The 16167-nt window shown below is 44.8% G+C and carries 17 protein-coding genes; 11 read left to right on the top strand and 6 right to left on the bottom strand.

All coding sequences use genetic code 11. The features are described from left to right. The first annotated feature begins 5 nt into the window (after positions 1–5). Complete coding sequence (locus tag VFC92_07160) at positions 6–1430, top strand: SusD/RagB family nutrient-binding outer membrane lipoprotein (protein HZK07965.1); 1425 nt, start codon at positions 6–8, stop codon at positions 1428–1430. A 33-nt stretch (positions 1431–1463) separates the two neighbouring features. Continuing rightward, positions 1464–2270, top strand: coding sequence for a hypothetical protein (locus tag VFC92_07155; GenBank protein ID HZK07964.1), 807 nt, complete (start codon positions 1464–1466; stop codon positions 2268–2270). Positions 2271–2711: 441 nt separating this feature from the next. Here VFC92_07155 and VFC92_07150 read toward each other — a convergent pair whose 3' ends face one another. Both VFC92_07150 and VFC92_07145 read right to left on the bottom strand, forming a co-directional pair. Then, the gene (locus VFC92_07150) at positions 2712–4772 is read right to left on the bottom strand and encodes an adenylate/guanylate cyclase domain-containing protein (GenBank protein ID HZK07963.1); all 2061 of its coding nucleotides are present in this window, start codon (positions 4770–4772) and stop codon (positions 2712–2714) included. Positions 4773–4799: 27 nt separating this feature from the next. Then, the gene (locus tag VFC92_07145) at positions 4800–5222 is read right to left on the bottom strand and encodes a response regulator (protein ID HZK07962.1); all 423 of its coding nucleotides are present in this window, start codon (positions 5220–5222) and stop codon (positions 4800–4802) included. 234 nt (positions 5223–5456) lie between these two features. Between VFC92_07145 and VFC92_07140 the strand changes: the two genes are divergently transcribed. Beyond that, a complete protein-coding gene (locus VFC92_07140; protein ID HZK07961.1) occupies positions 5457–5651 on the top strand; it encodes a DUF1289 domain-containing protein in 195 nt (64 codons plus the stop codon). A gap of 69 nt (positions 5652–5720) precedes the next feature. Here VFC92_07140 and purN read toward each other — a convergent pair whose 3' ends face one another. After that, positions 5721–6287 carry a phosphoribosylglycinamide formyltransferase gene (gene purN, locus VFC92_07135; GenBank protein HZK07960.1) on the bottom strand — a complete coding sequence of 189 codons (567 nt, stop codon included), beginning with the start codon at positions 6285–6287 and terminating at the stop codon, positions 5721–5723. Positions 6288–6513: 226 nt separating this feature from the next. On the opposite strand from purN, the gene VFC92_07130 reads away from it, so the two are divergent. The 3 genes from VFC92_07130 to rnc are packed head-to-tail and all read left to right on the top strand — an operon-like array spanning position 6514 to position 8751. Next, positions 6514–6750, top strand: a complete 237-nt coding sequence (locus VFC92_07130) for an acyl carrier protein (GenBank protein HZK07959.1) — start codon at positions 6514–6516, stop codon at positions 6748–6750. A 14-nt stretch (positions 6751–6764) separates the two neighbouring features. Further along, entirely contained in the window at positions 6765–8018 is a 1254-nt protein-coding gene (gene fabF, locus VFC92_07125) for a beta-ketoacyl-ACP synthase II (protein HZK07958.1), read from the top strand. Positions 8019–8025: 7 nt separating this feature from the next. Then, the gene (rnc, locus tag VFC92_07120; GenBank protein ID HZK07957.1) at positions 8026–8751 is read left to right on the top strand and encodes a ribonuclease III; all 726 of its coding nucleotides are present in this window, start codon (positions 8026–8028) and stop codon (positions 8749–8751) included. 123 nt (positions 8752–8874) lie between these two features. On the opposite strand, the gene VFC92_07115 is transcribed toward rnc, so the two are convergent. Beyond that, positions 8875–10221: a glucose-6-phosphate isomerase gene (locus tag VFC92_07115; protein HZK07956.1), complete on the bottom strand. Its 1347-nt coding sequence runs from the start codon at positions 10219–10221 to the stop codon at positions 8875–8877. Between the two features lie 367 nt (positions 10222–10588). Between VFC92_07115 and VFC92_07110 the strand changes: the two genes are divergently transcribed. Both VFC92_07110 and VFC92_07105 read left to right on the top strand, forming a co-directional pair. Then, positions 10589–12025 carry a HAMP domain-containing sensor histidine kinase gene (locus tag VFC92_07110; GenBank protein HZK07955.1) on the top strand — a complete coding sequence of 479 codons (1437 nt, stop codon included), beginning with the start codon at positions 10589–10591 and terminating at the stop codon, positions 12023–12025. Positions 12026–12136: 111 nt separating this feature from the next. Next, positions 12137–12835 carry a response regulator transcription factor gene (locus VFC92_07105; protein ID HZK07954.1) on the top strand — a complete coding sequence of 233 codons (699 nt, stop codon included), beginning with the start codon at positions 12137–12139 and terminating at the stop codon, positions 12833–12835. Positions 12836–12863: 28 nt separating this feature from the next. On the opposite strand, the gene VFC92_07100 is transcribed toward VFC92_07105, so the two are convergent. Beyond that, positions 12864–13043, bottom strand: coding sequence for a hypothetical protein (locus VFC92_07100; protein HZK07953.1), 180 nt, complete (start codon positions 13041–13043; stop codon positions 12864–12866). 208 nt (positions 13044–13251) lie between these two features. Here VFC92_07100 and VFC92_07095 point away from each other — a divergent pair, with 208 nt between their 5' ends. Genes VFC92_07095 through VFC92_07085 form a run of 3 tightly spaced genes read left to right on the top strand, consistent with a single transcriptional unit; the run spans position 13252 to position 15221 of the window. Further along, entirely contained in the window at positions 13252–13848 is a 597-nt protein-coding gene (locus VFC92_07095; GenBank protein HZK07952.1) for a LemA family protein, read from the top strand. Positions 13849–13879: 31 nt separating this feature from the next. After that, positions 13880–14332 carry a TPM domain-containing protein gene (locus VFC92_07090; protein HZK07951.1) on the top strand — a complete coding sequence of 151 codons (453 nt, stop codon included), beginning with the start codon at positions 13880–13882 and terminating at the stop codon, positions 14330–14332. 19 nt (positions 14333–14351) lie between these two features. Then, entirely contained in the window at positions 14352–15221 is an 870-nt protein-coding gene (locus tag VFC92_07085) for a TPM domain-containing protein (GenBank protein ID HZK07950.1), read from the top strand. A gap of 182 nt (positions 15222–15403) precedes the next feature. Here VFC92_07085 and VFC92_07080 read toward each other — a convergent pair whose 3' ends face one another. Further along, positions 15404–16165 (bottom strand): LytTR family DNA-binding domain-containing protein, encoded by a 762-nt coding sequence (locus tag VFC92_07080; GenBank protein ID HZK07949.1) that lies wholly within the window; start codon positions 16163–16165, stop codon positions 15404–15406. Positions 16166–16167: the final 2 nt, after the last annotated feature.

Here is a 16167-nt window from a genome sequence, read left to right as displayed (position 1 = left end):
TGAAAATGAACAAAATAATAAAATTTTTAGCCATCCCGGTACTGTTGGCGATAATGGCCGGGTGCACGCAGGATGTGCTTGAAGACATCAACGTCAACAAAAACAATCCTTTAGATGTTCCCTCAAAACTGCTCATCACCGATGTAATGACCAAAACAGCTTTTTCGATTACCGGAAGCGACTTTGCTTTTTATGCATCAGTATATGTTGAGCACAACGTAGGTATCTACAATCAGATGTATGGTGCCGAAATGCGCTCGGGTGAGCCTTCATTGGCTACCACCTACAACAACACCTGGGGCTCTGTTTACGAAAATCTTTACAACCTGAAGATTATCATTAACAAAACCTCCGAAGGTGGCGAAGAAGAAAAAAACATCCACACCAGAGGTATTGCACAAATCTTAACAGCCTACAACCTGGCGATGCTGACCGACCTTATGGGCGATGTTCCTTTTTCGGAAGCGCTGCAGCCGGGTATAATTTTCCAGCCTAAACTCGACAAGCAGGAAGCTCTGTACAAGGAAGTGATTTTCCCCTTGCTGGATGTAGCCCTTGCTAACCTGGATATAGAATCTGCCGAAAAGTTGGGTACACAGGACTTTATCTACGGAGGAAATATTGCCAACTGGAAAAAATTCGCCTGGGGTCTTAAAGCCCGCTATACCGCTCGCCTTGCAATGCGTGAACCTAATTGGGATAAGGTACTCGAATTTGCCAACAACTCTTTTACTTCTGCAGGCCAGGAGGCTAAGTTTGTCTATAACGGATCAACTACCAACAGCCCATTTGAAACCTTCTTTATCGACAGGGATTATTTTGGAGCAAGTACAAGTTTGCATGAAAAACTTATCGAGCGCGACGACCCACGCGATGATGTATTCTTCATTCCCTATCCCGGCGAATCCGATCTGAATTTTGCCCCCAATGGCGGACCTGATCAGCGCCAGGGTTACTATAGCATTTCTGGTATTATGAGCCCTACGGCTCCTACCTATTTGCTTAGCTATCACGAAATCCTTTTCCTCAAAGCAGAAGCTCAGGTACGCAAAGGCAATTTAGCTGACGCAAAAACTATCCTGGAAGAAGCTGTAGAAGCTGCCTTCGCAAAGGTAGAGGTAGGAATGGAACTGGATTCGGCTTACCGTGAGGCTCTTAAGGCGAAGTTCACTTCCAATCCACTCAAAGAGGTGATGACACAAAAGTACTTCTCCTTCTTCGAATCAGAAGCCGTGGAAGCTTACAACGACATCCGCCGCCTGAGAGCAATGGGTGATAATGTTATTGAATTGGCAAACACACTCAAATTCCCGCTGAGGTACTCTTATGGAGCCGATGATGTAACTACCAACCTGAACATTCTCGCAGCTTACGGAACCGGCGCTTATGTTTACACTGATAACGTTTGGTGGGCTGGTGGCACACGCTAAGTTTTTAATTTTAAAAATATAAATAAATAGAACATGAAAACATACAAGATTTTAGCCGTTTTGGCAATAATGGTTCTAACCTTTTCGGCCTGTGAAACCGATGTTGTTGATCCCGCAGGTCAGAGAGGCGAAGGTGTTGTGCCTTCAATTACGAACCTTGACCCTGCTTTTTTTGACGTAAACGATCCTGCAAACACCTTCATTAAGTTTGACGTGGATGCTACTGCTGAGGTAAGTGAGGTAATTTTTGTTGCTTCTTATAATTATGATAAGAAAGGTTTGGTCAGAGTTCCTGTTAGGAATACTACCATATTCCCTGCAAAAGATGTAACAATCTATATGCATGAAGTAGCTACTGCTCTGGGAATCCAACTCGATGCCATTGAGCCTGGTGATGTATTTACTATAGAAGCTTTAACGGTTCAAGAAGGAAAGACGTACAGATCAAATGCAGTAATTAATGCCGCTGCGGTTTGTGCGTATGATCCTGATATTGTTACCGGCGCTTATAAGGCTGTAAGTGATGATTGGGGTGCTGATGGACCTATCACTATCACAACTGATCCTGCTGATGAGTACATACTTTATGTAACAGGATTGGCTGAGCTTGACGGTTTAACTGAAGACCAGGGACCGCTGAAGATGATTGTAGATCCGTTTAACTTTAAAGTTAAGGCAGAAAGAACTGTACTTGCATCTATCGCCTTTCAGTATCACAACATCGCATACGAAGGGTTTGGTGTTCTTAACACTTGTGATGGAACATATCAAATGACTTTCACGATCACTGTTGATGAGGGTTCATTTGGAGCGAATGCCTTTACATTTACTAAGTTGTAAGGATCCATTTGAAATTAAGAAAAGAGGCTGTCTCAAAAACGAGACAGCCTCTTTTTTTTGCGTCAGGCATGTATATCAGTTTTAGGGTGCAAGCTCCAAGAACGCTTTACAGTAGGGAGTGATAGCCAATAGCAAAGGTGTTGTAACTGGTAATTTAGGTCTGCGGAAAATTCTCAATTGTTCTATTTTGGTTGTCGGGTAGGTAGTCTGGCAAAGTACCTCCGTCAAATTGAGGACTGAAAAACCTTATTTTTAATCAAATTCATTACTGACCGGCAAACATAATTTTCTATGGGTTTTAACCGGATACCAACCATTCCGAAATTTGAAATTATTTTTTGATCTTCAAAATCGTAAAGATGCCCGAGCGGGCGTTTATACGAAATATTCCTTTCTAATTTCTACCTTCTAAAAACTACCAACTTTTTCCCAGCTTCCCGTTCAATACTTATCCCTGTGCGTTTCTATGCCGTCCCAGTCGTGAGGCAGTCCAAAGTCGATGATGTTGCGGCAGCGGGCAATGTAAAGGGCAGCAGCATGGTCGTGAGGGTTGCGGTGGTAGATGTTGTCGAACAATTCTAACGCCGGGTCGAATTCCTTGTTTTTATAAAGTTGCATCGCCTTACCAAAATCGGCTTTTGTTTCTATTTTTAATTTCCGGGAAGGCTGGCTCTCGCCATCAAGAATTTCTAAAATATACACGGCTTCTTTTTTCCCTTTCACCTTCACCACGTCCAGAAAACGGTAGTTATAGCGGCCGGGATCCTGAATTTTGATAAGGGTATCCTGCGAGATAATAATGCCGGTTCCGTAAATTTTTGTCAATCCCTCGATCCGCGATGCCAGATTGACGGCGTCCGACACCACCGTGCCATCCATGCGACCGAGCCCGCCTACTACGCCAAGCATAAGTTTTCCGGTATGTATTCCTATGCCGCTGTCGACAGGGTTTTTGCCTTCGAGCTTGCGTTGCAGATTAAAATCGGCCAGGGCTGCACGCATCTCAATGGCTGCATCGATTGCGTTTTCGACGTTGCCCACAAAAAGCGCCATGATGGAGTCGCCGATGTACTTATCGATAAATCCATTATTACGTGCTATGAGCGGCTCCATTACGCCGAGGTATTCGTTAAGAAAATCGAAAGTGCCCTTGGGCGTCATTTCTTCGGAGAGGGAGGTGAAGTCGCGGATGTCGGTAAAGAGCACCGACATCTCCTTCTGCACCTGATCGCCAAGCTGCACTTCGGTAATGCTTTCTTTTCCTAGAAAATCCAAAAACTGTCGGGGTACAAAACGATAATAGGCCATGTTCACCTTTTCGATGTTGGCAATATAGCTTTCAATCTCGCCCGACATGTCGTTGAACCGCTCTGCCAGTTCGCCAATTTCATCGTTGCTGCGCACCACCGTGTAGTTGGTCGGCCCGCCCTTTCCGGTGCGTTGCATGTTGTAAATCAATTCCCTTACGGGATAAACAATTCCCTGAGTGGTCCATTTTACAAACATCAGGATGTAAATCAGCGAGACAAAAATGCCCACGCCAATACCAAAAAACAGCACCAGCCCGTCGATCACATTAACAAAGAAAAGATTTCCAAAATTCCCCATAGGATTTGGATTGATACTACTGCTGAGCATTGGGCTGTAACGTCCAAGTAAAATTTGCATCTGATCCTCGCTGAGCTTTGTGAGTCCCAGTTGATCGATGCGCGACAAGCTCATAATAAGGTAAACCATCACGATGGAGAGTGGCAGCAAGGTTGTCATGGCACTCGACACCCAGAAACGGTAGCGGATTTTGCCTGTATTCTTTTTGAAAACCCGTCGGCGCAGCTCTTCCGGTGAAAACAGGATGTCGATGTATTTGATATGAACCCGATGCTTCTGCCAGAAATACATAAACAATACCGCGAGCAATGCGGAGAAAAACGAGATTACCAAAAAGCGGCTAAACATAGGGACGGCTTCGGTGGATCGGGCTGACAGCACCATCATGTAAATTAGCGTGCCAGCCAAAGCTGATCCTACGATGGCGGCGTTGATCCAATGAGAGAGCAGCAGGTATTTTTTACAAAAATTAAAAAGCCTTTCAGAGATGAAACGTCCTTTGCGTTTTCGCCGGAAATAGCGCTTGAACGGATAATTAAAAATAAATCCTGCGAGAAAGGCAATCGGCAATGCAATTTTCGTCAAAAAATCGAATGAGGAGGAAATCATTTCATTTTGCAAATCTGTTGCCATCTCCCAATGTTCCTCCTGTTTTTCGGCCGCCATCGTGTCGGCAATCGTCAGAGGCGGCGAAGTTAAGGTTGGCAAGCCTCTGTTATCGATACGAACATTTCCGGCACCAAAATTAAACTCGTTGCTTTTCTCGATTAATTTAGGGAGATTTTGCAGCAATAGCAATCCGGCAAAAGGCATTACCAGCAGCAGATACATTAATACCGAAACAATGTAAATGCGTAAACCAAAAAAATGCGGGATCTTTGTTTTACTTCCCATAAGTTATATTCTATTTTGGATGATTTGTCAGGCTTTTTTACCGCGATCGAGCAAACAGTTTTTTATTGTAAAAATGAGTTCATCACTGCACACAGGCTTGGCGATGTATTCGTCACATCCTACATAAAAAGCTTTTTGCCGTTCACCGGAAAACACAAACGCCGTTTGGGCAATGACTGTAATACTGCTATTCATTTTTTTTATTTCGCGTGCCGCATCATAACCGCTGATGCCCGGCAAATGAACATCCATAAGCACCAAATCGATGTTGTTGTCTGCCGCACACATATTGATGGCTTCGGTGCCGGTGCTTGCGTGGACAATGCGTGCTTTGGTTTTTTGCAAGGCCATTTCCATAAATTTGTAGTTGGCTTCTATATCTTCAACCACCAGGATGGTTCGATAGCTCCAATCGACCTCAAAAGTGGATGGATTAAAAACATTATTCATAGTAGGTCAGGATTTTCTAGTTTTAATAAATCGATCTGCCATGCCTCGAATTGACGGCTACCATAAATTCCTTTGGATACAAATACCAAATGAAAAGTAAACAAAAATACAATTAAAACCTTATCGGCGAAAATGAAGGCTTTTTAGTGTGAGATCGCGTAGATTGTTCTTTCGCTGAGCGATCTATAAAATCTATCTTTGCTATCATTCTATTTTTTCTAAAAAATAAACCCGATGAGTACCAAAATCGAAAATCCATGTCTGTCGATATGCACCTACGACGACAAAAGTATTTGTATCGGTTGCCGGCGAACCAAAGAGGAAGCAACCACCTGGTGGCGCATGACAGAAGAAGAAAAGCAGCAGGTGATCGAAAACATCAAAACGCGCCAGAAAAATGAAAGTAACAATTACGATCATTATGCGTAAGCACAAAAGAAAAGTTGTCGGATTGGAAAATTTGCAGATCTCCTGATTCAGATGTAAAACCACCTCTGGTTAGCTAAGCAGTTGCTCGATTACTTTTGGGAAATGTTGGTATTCCAGTTGGTGAATACGCTGTGCGAGGATATCAGCTGTATCATTTGGCACCACCGGGCATCGTGCCTGAAAGAGTATTTTCCCCCGATCGTATTGTGCGTCCACCTGATGGATGGTGATGCCACTCTCAGTTTCGCCGGCATCGATAACCGCCTGATGCACGCGGCTACCATACATTTTTTTTCCGCCATAGTCGGGGAGCAAAGCTGGATGGATATTGATGATTTTTTGCGGGAAAGCATCCAGCAGGGCAGGCGGTACGAGCCATAAAAAACCGGCCAGCACTACGAGTGAAATTTTACGACTTTTGAGCAGAGAAGCTATTCCATCAGGATCGGCAAGTTCCTGCCGTGTAAAAACCCTTGTCGGAATTTGTAAGGCTTCGGCGCGCCTGATCACATAAGCATCCGAACGATTACTCAAAACCATATCCACACCAATGGAAGGATGCGTTGAAAAATAGCGGATGATGCGCTCGGCATTGGTGCCGCTGCCTGAAGCAAGGATGGCAATTTTTTTCATAATAAACTGATAATGATCAAATCATGCAATAGTTTTCAAAGAAACGCTTTTTTGTTCTTTTTAATCCAAAACGTGCTTCGGGAGTGATGCTATCGAAGGTTTGGTCACTTGTAAGAACTTGTAAATCACGCTTTTAAAAACCTTAAAAATCATCAACATAAAAAAATCATTTGGTAAGTATTTAGAAAAGTATTTCCTTTGCGCCCTGTTTAACTTAAATTTTTAAATTATGTCAGATATTGCATCAAGAGTAAAATCGATTATCGTTGATACACTTGGAGTTGATGAAAACGAAGCAACCCTTCAAGCCAGCTTCACCAACGATTTGGGCGCTGATTCACTCGACACCGTTGAGTTGATCATGGAATTCGAAAAAAAATTCAACATTGCTATCCCGGATGATCAGGCCGAAAAAATTGGCACTGTGGGCGACGCCATCAAATACATCGAAGACAACACAAAATAATCTTCCCTCCAATTATGAACTTGAAACGAGTAGTTATAACAGGGTTGGGTGCCATTACCTCGTTAGGCAATACTGTCGATGCTTTTTGGGACGGTTTGCTCAATGGAGTGAGTGGTGCTGCTGATATTACCCGTTTTGATGCTTCAAAATATAAAACGCAATTTGCCTGTGAGATCAAGGGCTACGAGGCTACGAATTATTTCGAACGCAAAGAAGCCCGCAGGCTCGATCCTTATGCACAGTACGCAATGATATCTGCCGATGAGGCAGTAAAAGATGCGGGTTTCGATCCCGAGGCCGTCGATCTGAATCGCGTAGGTGTAATTATGGCAACAGGCATTGGTGGCTTTACCACCTTTTTGTATGATGCAGCAGAATTTGGGCGCAACGAGGATAATCCACGTTTCAATCCTTTCTTTATTCCTAAAATTATAGGCGACATAGCTGCCGGGCATATCTCGATCAAACATGGGTTCAGAGGCCCCAACTATGCCACTACCTCTGCCTGTGCTTCGGCCGGGCACGCCCTGATAGATGCGTTTCATTACATCAAACTGGGCAAGAGCGACATCATCCTGGCCGGTGGATCGGAAGCAGGCATCAATCCCGCTGGCATCGGCGGCTTCAATGCCATGCATGCTATTTCTACCCGCAACGACGACCCCAAAACTGCCTCGCGTCCTTTCGATAAAGACCGCGATGGATTTGTATTGGGCGAAGGTTCTGCTACCATTGTTCTCGAAGAATATGAGCACGCCATTAAGCGCGGCGCAAAAATATACGCTGAACTGGTAGGAGTGGGCAGTACTGCCGATGCTTACCATATTACAGCACCCCATCCCGACGGGCTGGGCGCTTTGCTGGCCATGAAATTTGCCATCGAAGAGGCAGGAATGCAACTTCAGGAAGTTGATCATATCAACACCCATGGCACTTCTACTCCGGTGGGCGATATCGCCGAACCTAAAGCCATCGTCAGTCTTTTTGGCGAGCATGCTTATAAAATCAACCTCAACAGCACTAAGTCGATGCACGGTCACATGTTGGGCGCCGCTGCTGCTGTCGAAATGGTAGCCACTGTACTTACAATCCAAAACGATATTATTCCGCCAACCATCAACCACTTCACCGATGATCCCGACATCGACAACGCCCTGAACTTTACCTACCATAAGGCGCAGAAAAGAGTGGTTAATCTGGCGCTTTCCAATTCCTTTGGTTTTGGTGGTCACAACACCTCTCTGGCTGTGAAAAAATTTAAAGCATAATCCTGTTTTGGTTTTAAATCTTTATAACCGAATTAAAGGTTACTTTTCTGCTGACCGACATTTTATTTTTTCCATACGAAACATTTTCGGGTTCTGTCCCGGAAATGTTTCGTTGTATAAACTAGCTTTCCTGCACCGCAGTGTAGCTGTGCACACCAATGGTCACAAGGTTAGCAATGAGCGTCTCGAGTATTTGGGCGATGCCGTGCTAAGCTCGGTGGTGGCCGATTATCTTTTCAAAAAATTCCCATACAAAGACGAAGGTTTCCTCACGGAGATGCGTAGCAAGATCGTAAGCCGCGAACAGCTCAACAAGCTCTCGCGCAAGTTGGGACTCGACGAATTTATCCAGTCAAACCAGGATTCGCGCAACGTATTCCGCTCGATGAATGGCGATGCTTTTGAGGCATTTATCGGCGCCCTGTATCTAGATCGGGGCTATAAATTTACCCGTCGCATCATTGTGAGCCGCATCATCAAAGTGCATTTTGATATAGATGAGCTGGTAAATACCGAAGCGAACTTTAAAAGCAAACTTATCGAGTGGTCGCAAAAAGAGCACCGTGACCTGTCGTTTGATGTCGTAACAGAAGTAGGCACAGGCAACTCCCGGCAATATATTGTAGAAATAACAGTAGATGGAAAAGTTTGTGCCACCGGCCAGGATTTTTCGATAAAAGGCGCCGAAAAAATTGCTGCCGAAAAAGCATGCAATCATCTGCAGCCTGAGTAAAGTCAGGGTGCTGAGAGCAAGGCACGAAGCGCATGGGAGATTACTGATTGTTGACAGAGGGCTGCCTACTACTTCCTACCAACTATCTACTTTTTTTCACCACTCATCTCTTTTTCCTAACTTCTATTTGAGTCGCTCACGCAAAGCTTCGGTCTGCTTCTCGTAACCGGGTTTTCCCAGCAATGCAAACATATTTACTTTGTATGCCTCAACACCGGGTTGATCGAATGGGTTGACGTCAAGTAAATATCCGCTAAGTGCACACGCAAACTCAAAAAAATAGATCAACTGTCCGAGATAGTATTCGTTTATTTTGGGAATGGTGATGGTTATGTTCGGAACGCCACCGTCGAGATGTGCCAGCATAGTGGCAGTTTGTGCTGTCTGGTTGATTTCATCCACGTGTTTTCCGGTAAGGAAGTTTAGTTGATCGAGATTTTGTTCGTCGGAGGGTACTGTGAGAGGGTTGTCAAAATTTCTGACCGAGAGCACCGTTTCGAAAAGTATGCGCTCGCCTTCCTGGATGTATTGCCCCATCGAATGCAAATCGGTGGTGTTGACTACGCTTGCAGGGAATATTCCTTTGCCTTCTTTGCCTTCACTTTCGCCATAAAGTTGTTTCCAAAATTCGCCGAAATAATAAAGCCCGGGCTGGTAATTCACCATGATCTCCACCTTCTTGCCCTGGCGATAAAGTAAATTGCGCGCTGCTGCGTACTTAGCTGCCGGATTATTGAAAACCGAATCGCTCGCAATCAATTGACTACGCATATCTACAGCTCCTTTCACCAGCTCACGTATGTTGAAGCCGGCGATGGCAATGGGCAACAAGCCCACCGGAGTAAGTACCGAATACCTGCCGCCCACATCATCAGGAACAACGTAGGTAGGATATCCCTGCTCGTCGGATAGTTGCTTCAATGCGCCGCGCTCCTTGTCGGTGGTGGCAACGATTCGTTTACGTGCCTGATCGGCGCCATATTTTTTTTCGAGATGTTCTCTCAGTATTCTGAACGCCACGGCTGGCTCAGTGGTGGTACCCGATTTGGAAATTACATTAACAGAATAATCATACCGGTCGAGCAATCCGAGCAAATCGGAGAGATAATCACCCGAAAGATTCTGACCCACATAAATTACCAAAGGCTTGCGGCGACGATCATTCGGCAGCAGCATGTCGAAGTTGTTTTTGAGTGCTTCGATTACAGCGCGTGCTCCGAGATACGAACCCCCAATACCTATTACCAGTAGTAGATCAGAAATCTCAGAATGGTGCGCTGCAGTAGCCTCGATGCGTTGCAGAAGTTTCTCATCAATTTCTTCAGGCAGATCCATCCATCCCAAAAAATCATTTCCTTTTCCGGTTTTTGCAAGCAGACGTTTATGAACCGCGGTTATCTCAGGCTGCATCGCTTCGAGAGCTGATTTGTCGATGAGCTTACCGTGCAATTCTAATTTCAGCGTTTCCATATTTTTATTGTTTTCAGATTTACTTTCTTAGAAGTTCCTTTTTGGCAATGAAATAAAAAGTGCAGCCGGGGTGACTGCACTTTAAACCAAAAACCAAAATTTATGAATCAGAAATTATTTCTTACAAAAAACATAAGTCGTTCATTTTTATTAAAATGATTTATTGTGATTTACGACAAATTTTCTGTTGGCAAACATAAAAATATGAGGTAGTTTGAGCGGTTAAAGGAGGGTAACAAACGTTAAAGATGGTTAAGCAATTATTTGCGGGAGTTTGAAAAGATAACTTTGTAGGCATCAGGCGCTAAACTAACCTTTCAAAAAAAGCTGCCACAAACAAAATAAATGCTGATCGAAACTCTGCCAGATGAACCGAAATTTGATAACATTAGTCATTGTGATCGTTTCCATTGTGCTGCTAAGTCTTGCTGCAGTGCAGTTTTACTGGGTACGCAATGCCATCAGCATCGAAAGGGTCAATTTTGAGAACAAAGTAAATTCGGCAGCCAAGGAGGTGGTTTACAAGCTTGAGATAATTAAAACCTACCACACCCTTAGCCAGGGCAACCAGACGCGAAATCATTTTATCAATTATCTCTCTATCATCGACTCTCTAAGCCTGGCGCTACCCGCTGATCTTGATTCATTAGAAACCTGTGCCGACCTACACCGATTATTGCAAAAGTCGAACATGGCACAGGAAATTATTGCGGAGATTGTTGACGGAAGCCAACCATTTCAAATCGAAAACCACTTGAATATGGCGGTACTCGATTCGTTATTGATGCACGAATTGCAGATGCACAACATTGCCAACAGCTATGCTTATGGCGTTTATTCCTCGGGAAAAGGCCGGATGATCTACGAAAGTTCTGACGAGTACAAAACCGAACTACTCAAACAGGGCTTCGTCTTCACGCTTTATCCTTACGAATTTTCGCCTAAGCCCGATTACCTGATGATCTATTTCCCTTACGAAATGCGGCTGATACTCAAACAAATGGCTGGGATCATTCTCATTTCGCTAGTGCTGATTTTCATCATTATCATGCTCTTTATTTATGTTCTCAAAATCATTGTTTGGCAAAAACGCCTTTCGGAAATGAAAAATGATTTTATTAATAATATGACGCATGAAATCAAGACGCCTATCTCCACTATTTCGCTGGCCAGCGAAGCCCTGCGCGATGAAACCATAAAACGTAACGAACAGCTTGCAGATAATTATCTGAGGGTAATCAATGACGAAAATAACCGTCTGGCCGCGATTGCCGAAAAAATACTGCAGGCAGCCATCATCGAAAATGAAAATTTTCGGTTCAATCGCGAAAGAGTGAATATTCATGATATGATCAATATGGTGGTTAGTAATCTGCTCATTCAGGTTGAGGTGAAAGATGGTTCTCTGGTATTTAATAAAGGCGCCGAGAAGCCAGTGGTGTCGGGTGACAAAATGCACCTTACCAACGCCATCACCAATCTTATCGATAATGCCAACAAGTATTCTCCCCGCCGCCCGCGCATCCGCATTACCACCGCTAATTATAATGAAGGCGTTAAGATCTGTGTGATGGACAATGGCATGGGCATCAGCCACGAAAATCAGAAAAAGATTTTTGATAAACTTTATCGTGTGCCTACCGGAAATGTGCACGATGTAAAAGGTTTTGGGTTGGGGTTGAGCTACGTACAGACAATAATTGAGCTGCATGGTGGGAGGGTAACCGTAGAAAGTGAACTGAAAAAAGGCTCTAAATTTTGCATCTACATCCCATTCAGCAACAAAAGGAAGCGTGCCTCATAGTAGTCTGTGCATGTGTAATTTAGAAAGAAAAAAATAAAAGAGAGTAATCATCTAAAAAAAAGTTAATTTTACAAATTCAAATAATCCAGAAAACATCAAAATTCCATTACTATGGGAGCTGAAAAAATTAGAGTATTATTGGCCGAAGATGACAAGAATCTTGGAAACGTATTGAAATCGTACCTCGACATCAAAGGCTACGACACAACGCTATGCGTGAATGGACAAGAAGCCATGAATGCTTTTATGCATTCCAACTTCGACTTCTGCATCGTCGACGTAATGATGCCTGTAAAAGATGGTTTTACGCTGGTGAAAGAAATCCGACAAAAAAACAAACGTATCCCTGTTCTTTTTCTCACCGCCAAATCGATGCAGGAGGATAAGCTGAAAGGCTTTTCGCTCGGAGCCGACGACTATCTTACCAAGCCCTTCAGCATGGAGGAACTCCTGGTGCGCATGCAAGCCATCATCCGGCGCGCCAACGCACGACAGGGCCAAACCGCCAATAACATTTTCAGGATCGGGCAGTACACTTTTGATTACAACCGTCAGCTTCTCAAAATCAGCGGCAAAGAACAAAAGCTAACTTCCAAGGAATCGGCTCTGCTGCGACTGTTGGCAATGCACCTTAACGATGTACTCGACAGAAGCCATGCCCTGAAGGAAATATGGAACGACGACAGCTATTTCAACGCACGCAGCATGGACGTGTACATCACCAAGCTCCGCAAATTTTTGAAAGAGGATGAAACCGTGGAGCTAATCAATGTACACGGTATTGGATTTAAGCTGGTTACTAACGACTAAGCCCACCGTTGCAAAGTTGAACAATAAGCTATAACTGGCTATTGTTTTCGCTATCATCGTTTGGTTCCGGTAGCTCGCCGGGTTGTGTCTCCCGTCGTTTTTTTACGTTATAAATATCCAACAAAACGGATGTTATCTGCTCAGCGATCATAATATTACTGGAGATAAGATTGCCATACAAGGAGCCATTGTAGCCGCCCGTAAGCATGGATAAACAATGTTGAAGCGTACGACTACCAAGGCTGTTATCCTCATAAGAAAGCTACCCGATAAATCTAATTAACCAAATAACAAAACACGCAAAGAAAGCTTAAAGCACACAATGAAACTTTTTTTGACTTTTGCGGTTAAAATGAACAAGAATCTTAATTTTAATCATTTTGTTCTTAAATAATTAATTTGTAAATTTTAAAAACATGAAAAATAAGGGACTATGGATTACGCTTGGAATCATTGTAATAATTGTGCTGGTGCTCTACGGAAGCTTCAAAGGCACCTACAACAACATGGTAAAGCTCGATGAGCAGGTACAAGCGGCCTGGTCACAGGTAGTAACGGATTATCAGAGGCGCATGGATCTGATTCCTAACCTGGTGAGCACCGTAAAAGGTTACGCCGATTTTGAACAGGAAACATTGACGCAGGTAATCCAGGCTCGCTCCAATGCCACCAGCGTAAATCTGAACGTTGATAACATGGATGCTGCCACCATCGAAAAGGTACAGCAAACGCAGCAAGCCCTTTCTTCGGCGCTAAGCCGCCTGCTCGTCACCGTGGAGCGCTATCCAGAACTGAAAGCCAACACCAACTTCCTCGAACTGCAAGCACAGCTCGAAGGCACCGAAAACCGGATTGCCAATGCGCGCCGCAAGTTCAACGAAGAAACGAAGACATTCAACAGCTACATCCGGCAGTTTCCGCAGAATATCTTTGCCGGTATGTTTGGCTTTGAGAAGAAGCCCTACTTTGAAGCCGATGCCGGAGCTGAAAAGGCCCCCAAAGTCGAGTTTTAATATTTCTTTTTAAAAACCAAAAAACAGCATCATGCCTGATCACGAAACTCATGATTCATCCAGGCCAATCAATGCCGCCGACGAAGCCGCCATTAAAGCTTCAATTGCCGATGCCGAGCGAGCATCGTCAGGCGAAATACGCGTGCATATAGAGCGCGTTTGCCCCGGCAACATGATGGATCGTGCTGCCTTTATCTTCGAAAAACTCGACATGCACAAGACCGCTTTGCGCAATGGGGTGCTCTTTTATGTGGCTACCAAAGACCGGCAGTTTGCGGTAATCGGCGACAGCGGAATCAATGCAGTGGTAGAAAAAAGGTACTGGGAAAAACTTTCGGCAGAGATTATCGATCGCTTTCATACCGATGGCCTCGCCGACGGGCTTACATTCGGCATAGCAAGCACTGGCGAATATCTCAAGAAACATTTTCCTTATCAGAAAGATGATATCAATGAGCTCTCGGATGAAATATCTTTCGGATAATCCAATTAAACAGCAATTCATGAAAATATTCCGACCGATACCAATATTTGCACTCTTGCTGCTGCTGGCCTTTTCAGCCATTGGTCAGCCACCGTACGAGAACATTCCTCCACGACCCGGTCCGCTGCGTCTTGTCTACGAGAACATTCCTCCACGACCCGTTCCGCCGCGTCTTGTCAACGATTTCACCGGCACGCTGAGCATCAACAATATCGTCAGTCTGGAGCGTAAACTGGTAGCTTTTAACGACACCACTTCCACGCAGATCACCGTAGTGTTGGTGAAGGATTTTGCCGGCTATGACAAAGCTCAATTTGCTGATTTGCTGGGTGAGCAGTGGGGTGTGGGACAAAAAGGTAAAGACAACGGCATAGTGGTACTGGTAAAACCGAAAGTTGCCGATGGGAAGGGCGAAGCATTCATAGCGCCCGGCTATGGTCTTGGAGGCGCGGTGCCCGATGCGGTTGCTAAAAGAATTGTTGAGGAGGAGATGATTCCGCAATTTAGAAACAACAACTATTACCGTGGGCTCGACCGTGGCACCGACGTGCTGATGAAGCTCACCGTCGGCGAATACAGTGCTGATGCGTATATGAACCGTTTGGACGGCGGCGGACTTGGCGCATTTGTCGGGCTCATTATTTTTATCATCGTCATCGCCTGGCTACTATTGCGTGGGCGTGGTACGCGCAACTACAGCGGACGCAGCAGCAACCTGCCTTTCTGGACTGCGATGGTTTTGGCGAACCAAATGGGAAAAAGCTCTAGTGGAAAATGGGGTGACTTCCAGGGTGGCAGCGGCTCTTTTGGAGGTAGCAGCGGAGGAGGAGGATTTGGTGGCTTCGGTGGCGGCAGCTTTGGCGGCGGCGGCGCTGGCGGGAGTTGGTGAGAAGCTAGAAGTTGATTTGTTAGACGCGCAACTGTGCATCTTGTTTTTTGAAAATTGGATCGTAATAGAAATAACATTGCTACATAAAGTTGGATTAAATTTCAAATTTCGAGCTCTGAATTATGAAATTTTGTAAGCTCCATTAGAGCAACAATTCCCTTTATCAATAAGCATTCACTCCCTCAAAACCTCAGTTTTTCTTTGAGCGTTTTCATCCCGGAGCGGCTCACATTGATTTCGCGGCCATCTTTTAGCGTAAGCGAATAGGTGTCTTTGGTGTCGGGTTCTATCTTTTTTATCTGCGCCACCGCCACGATGGCCGAGCGATGTACCCGCACAAATTGCTCTGCCGGCAGGTGCTGCTCAAAGTAAGCCATTGGTTTTTGCTTGAGATAGCGGCGCGTCGGTGTATGTATCTCCACATAATCGTCGGCGGCGGCAATCCAGATCACATCTTGTATGGGAATTACGTGAACCTCTGCTCCATCTTTCACCACGATGCGGTGGAGGGTGTGCGGCACGCGGTCAGCAGCTTCGGTTATTTGCGAAAGAATATCTTGCGTTGGCTTGGCCTGTTCGGTGGCAAGACGCTGCAAGGCACGCTGCACTGCTTCCGAAAAACGGCGTTGGTTGTAGGGTTTTAGCAAATAATCGGCAGCGCTGTATTCGAAAGCTTTTAGGGCATATTCGTCGTGGGCCGTCGAAAAGATGATGATGGGTTTCTCTTCGAGTAATTCCAAAAGCTCAAAGCCATCGATTTTGGGCATTTGAATATCCAGAAAAACAAGCTGTGGCTTCAGCTCCTGAATGGCTTTCAGTCCGCTGAAACCATTTTCGCACTCGGCCACCACTTCTATCTCAGGATGCGCGGCCAGATATTTTATTACTACCCGACGGGCCAGCTCTTCATCATCGATTACAACAGCTTTGACGGTTTTTTCCATAA

It is taken from the genome of Bacteroidales bacterium (assembly GCA_035647615.1).
GTDB lineage: Bacteria > Bacteroidota > Bacteroidia > Bacteroidales > 4484-276 > SABY01.
The sequence above is the reverse complement of the archived record's forward strand: the minus strand, read 5'-3'. Positions and strand labels throughout refer to the sequence as shown.

Bases quoted from the DNA above. Each gene is read 5' to 3' on its own strand.
- VFC92_07160 (HZK07965.1), top strand. From the start codon at position 6: ATGAACAAAATAATAAAATTTTTAGCCATCCCGGTACTGTTGGCGATA.
- VFC92_07155 (HZK07964.1), top strand. From the start codon at position 1,464: ATGAAAACATACAAGATTTTAGCCGTTTTGGCAATAATGGTTCTAACC.
- VFC92_07150 (HZK07963.1), bottom strand. From the start codon at position 4,772: ATGGGAAGTAAAACAAAGATCCCGCATTTTTTTGGTTTACGCATTTAC.
- VFC92_07145 (HZK07962.1), bottom strand. From the start codon at position 5,222: ATGAATAATGTTTTTAATCCATCCACTTTTGAGGTCGATTGGAGCTAT.
- VFC92_07140 (HZK07961.1), top strand. From the start codon at position 5,457: ATGAGTACCAAAATCGAAAATCCATGTCTGTCGATATGCACCTACGAC.
- VFC92_07130 (HZK07959.1), top strand. From the start codon at position 6,514: ATGTCAGATATTGCATCAAGAGTAAAATCGATTATCGTTGATACACTT.
- fabF (HZK07958.1), top strand. From the start codon at position 6,765: ATGAACTTGAAACGAGTAGTTATAACAGGGTTGGGTGCCATTACCTCG.
- VFC92_07115 (HZK07956.1), bottom strand. From the start codon at position 10,221: ATGGAAACGCTGAAATTAGAATTGCACGGTAAGCTCATCGACAAATCA.
- VFC92_07110 (HZK07955.1), top strand. From the start codon at position 10,589: ATGAACCGAAATTTGATAACATTAGTCATTGTGATCGTTTCCATTGTG.
- VFC92_07105 (HZK07954.1), top strand. From the start codon at position 12,137: ATGGGAGCTGAAAAAATTAGAGTATTATTGGCCGAAGATGACAAGAAT.
- VFC92_07100 (HZK07953.1), bottom strand. From the start codon at position 13,043: ATGCTTACGGGCGGCTACAATGGCTCCTTGTATGGCAATCTTATCTCC.
- VFC92_07095 (HZK07952.1), top strand. From the start codon at position 13,252: ATGAAAAATAAGGGACTATGGATTACGCTTGGAATCATTGTAATAATT.
- VFC92_07090 (HZK07951.1), top strand. From the start codon at position 13,880: ATGCCTGATCACGAAACTCATGATTCATCCAGGCCAATCAATGCCGCC.
- VFC92_07085 (HZK07950.1), top strand. From the start codon at position 14,352: ATGAAAATATTCCGACCGATACCAATATTTGCACTCTTGCTGCTGCTG.
- VFC92_07080 (HZK07949.1), bottom strand. From the start codon at position 16,165: ATGGAAAAAACCGTCAAAGCTGTTGTAATCGATGATGAAGAGCTGGCC.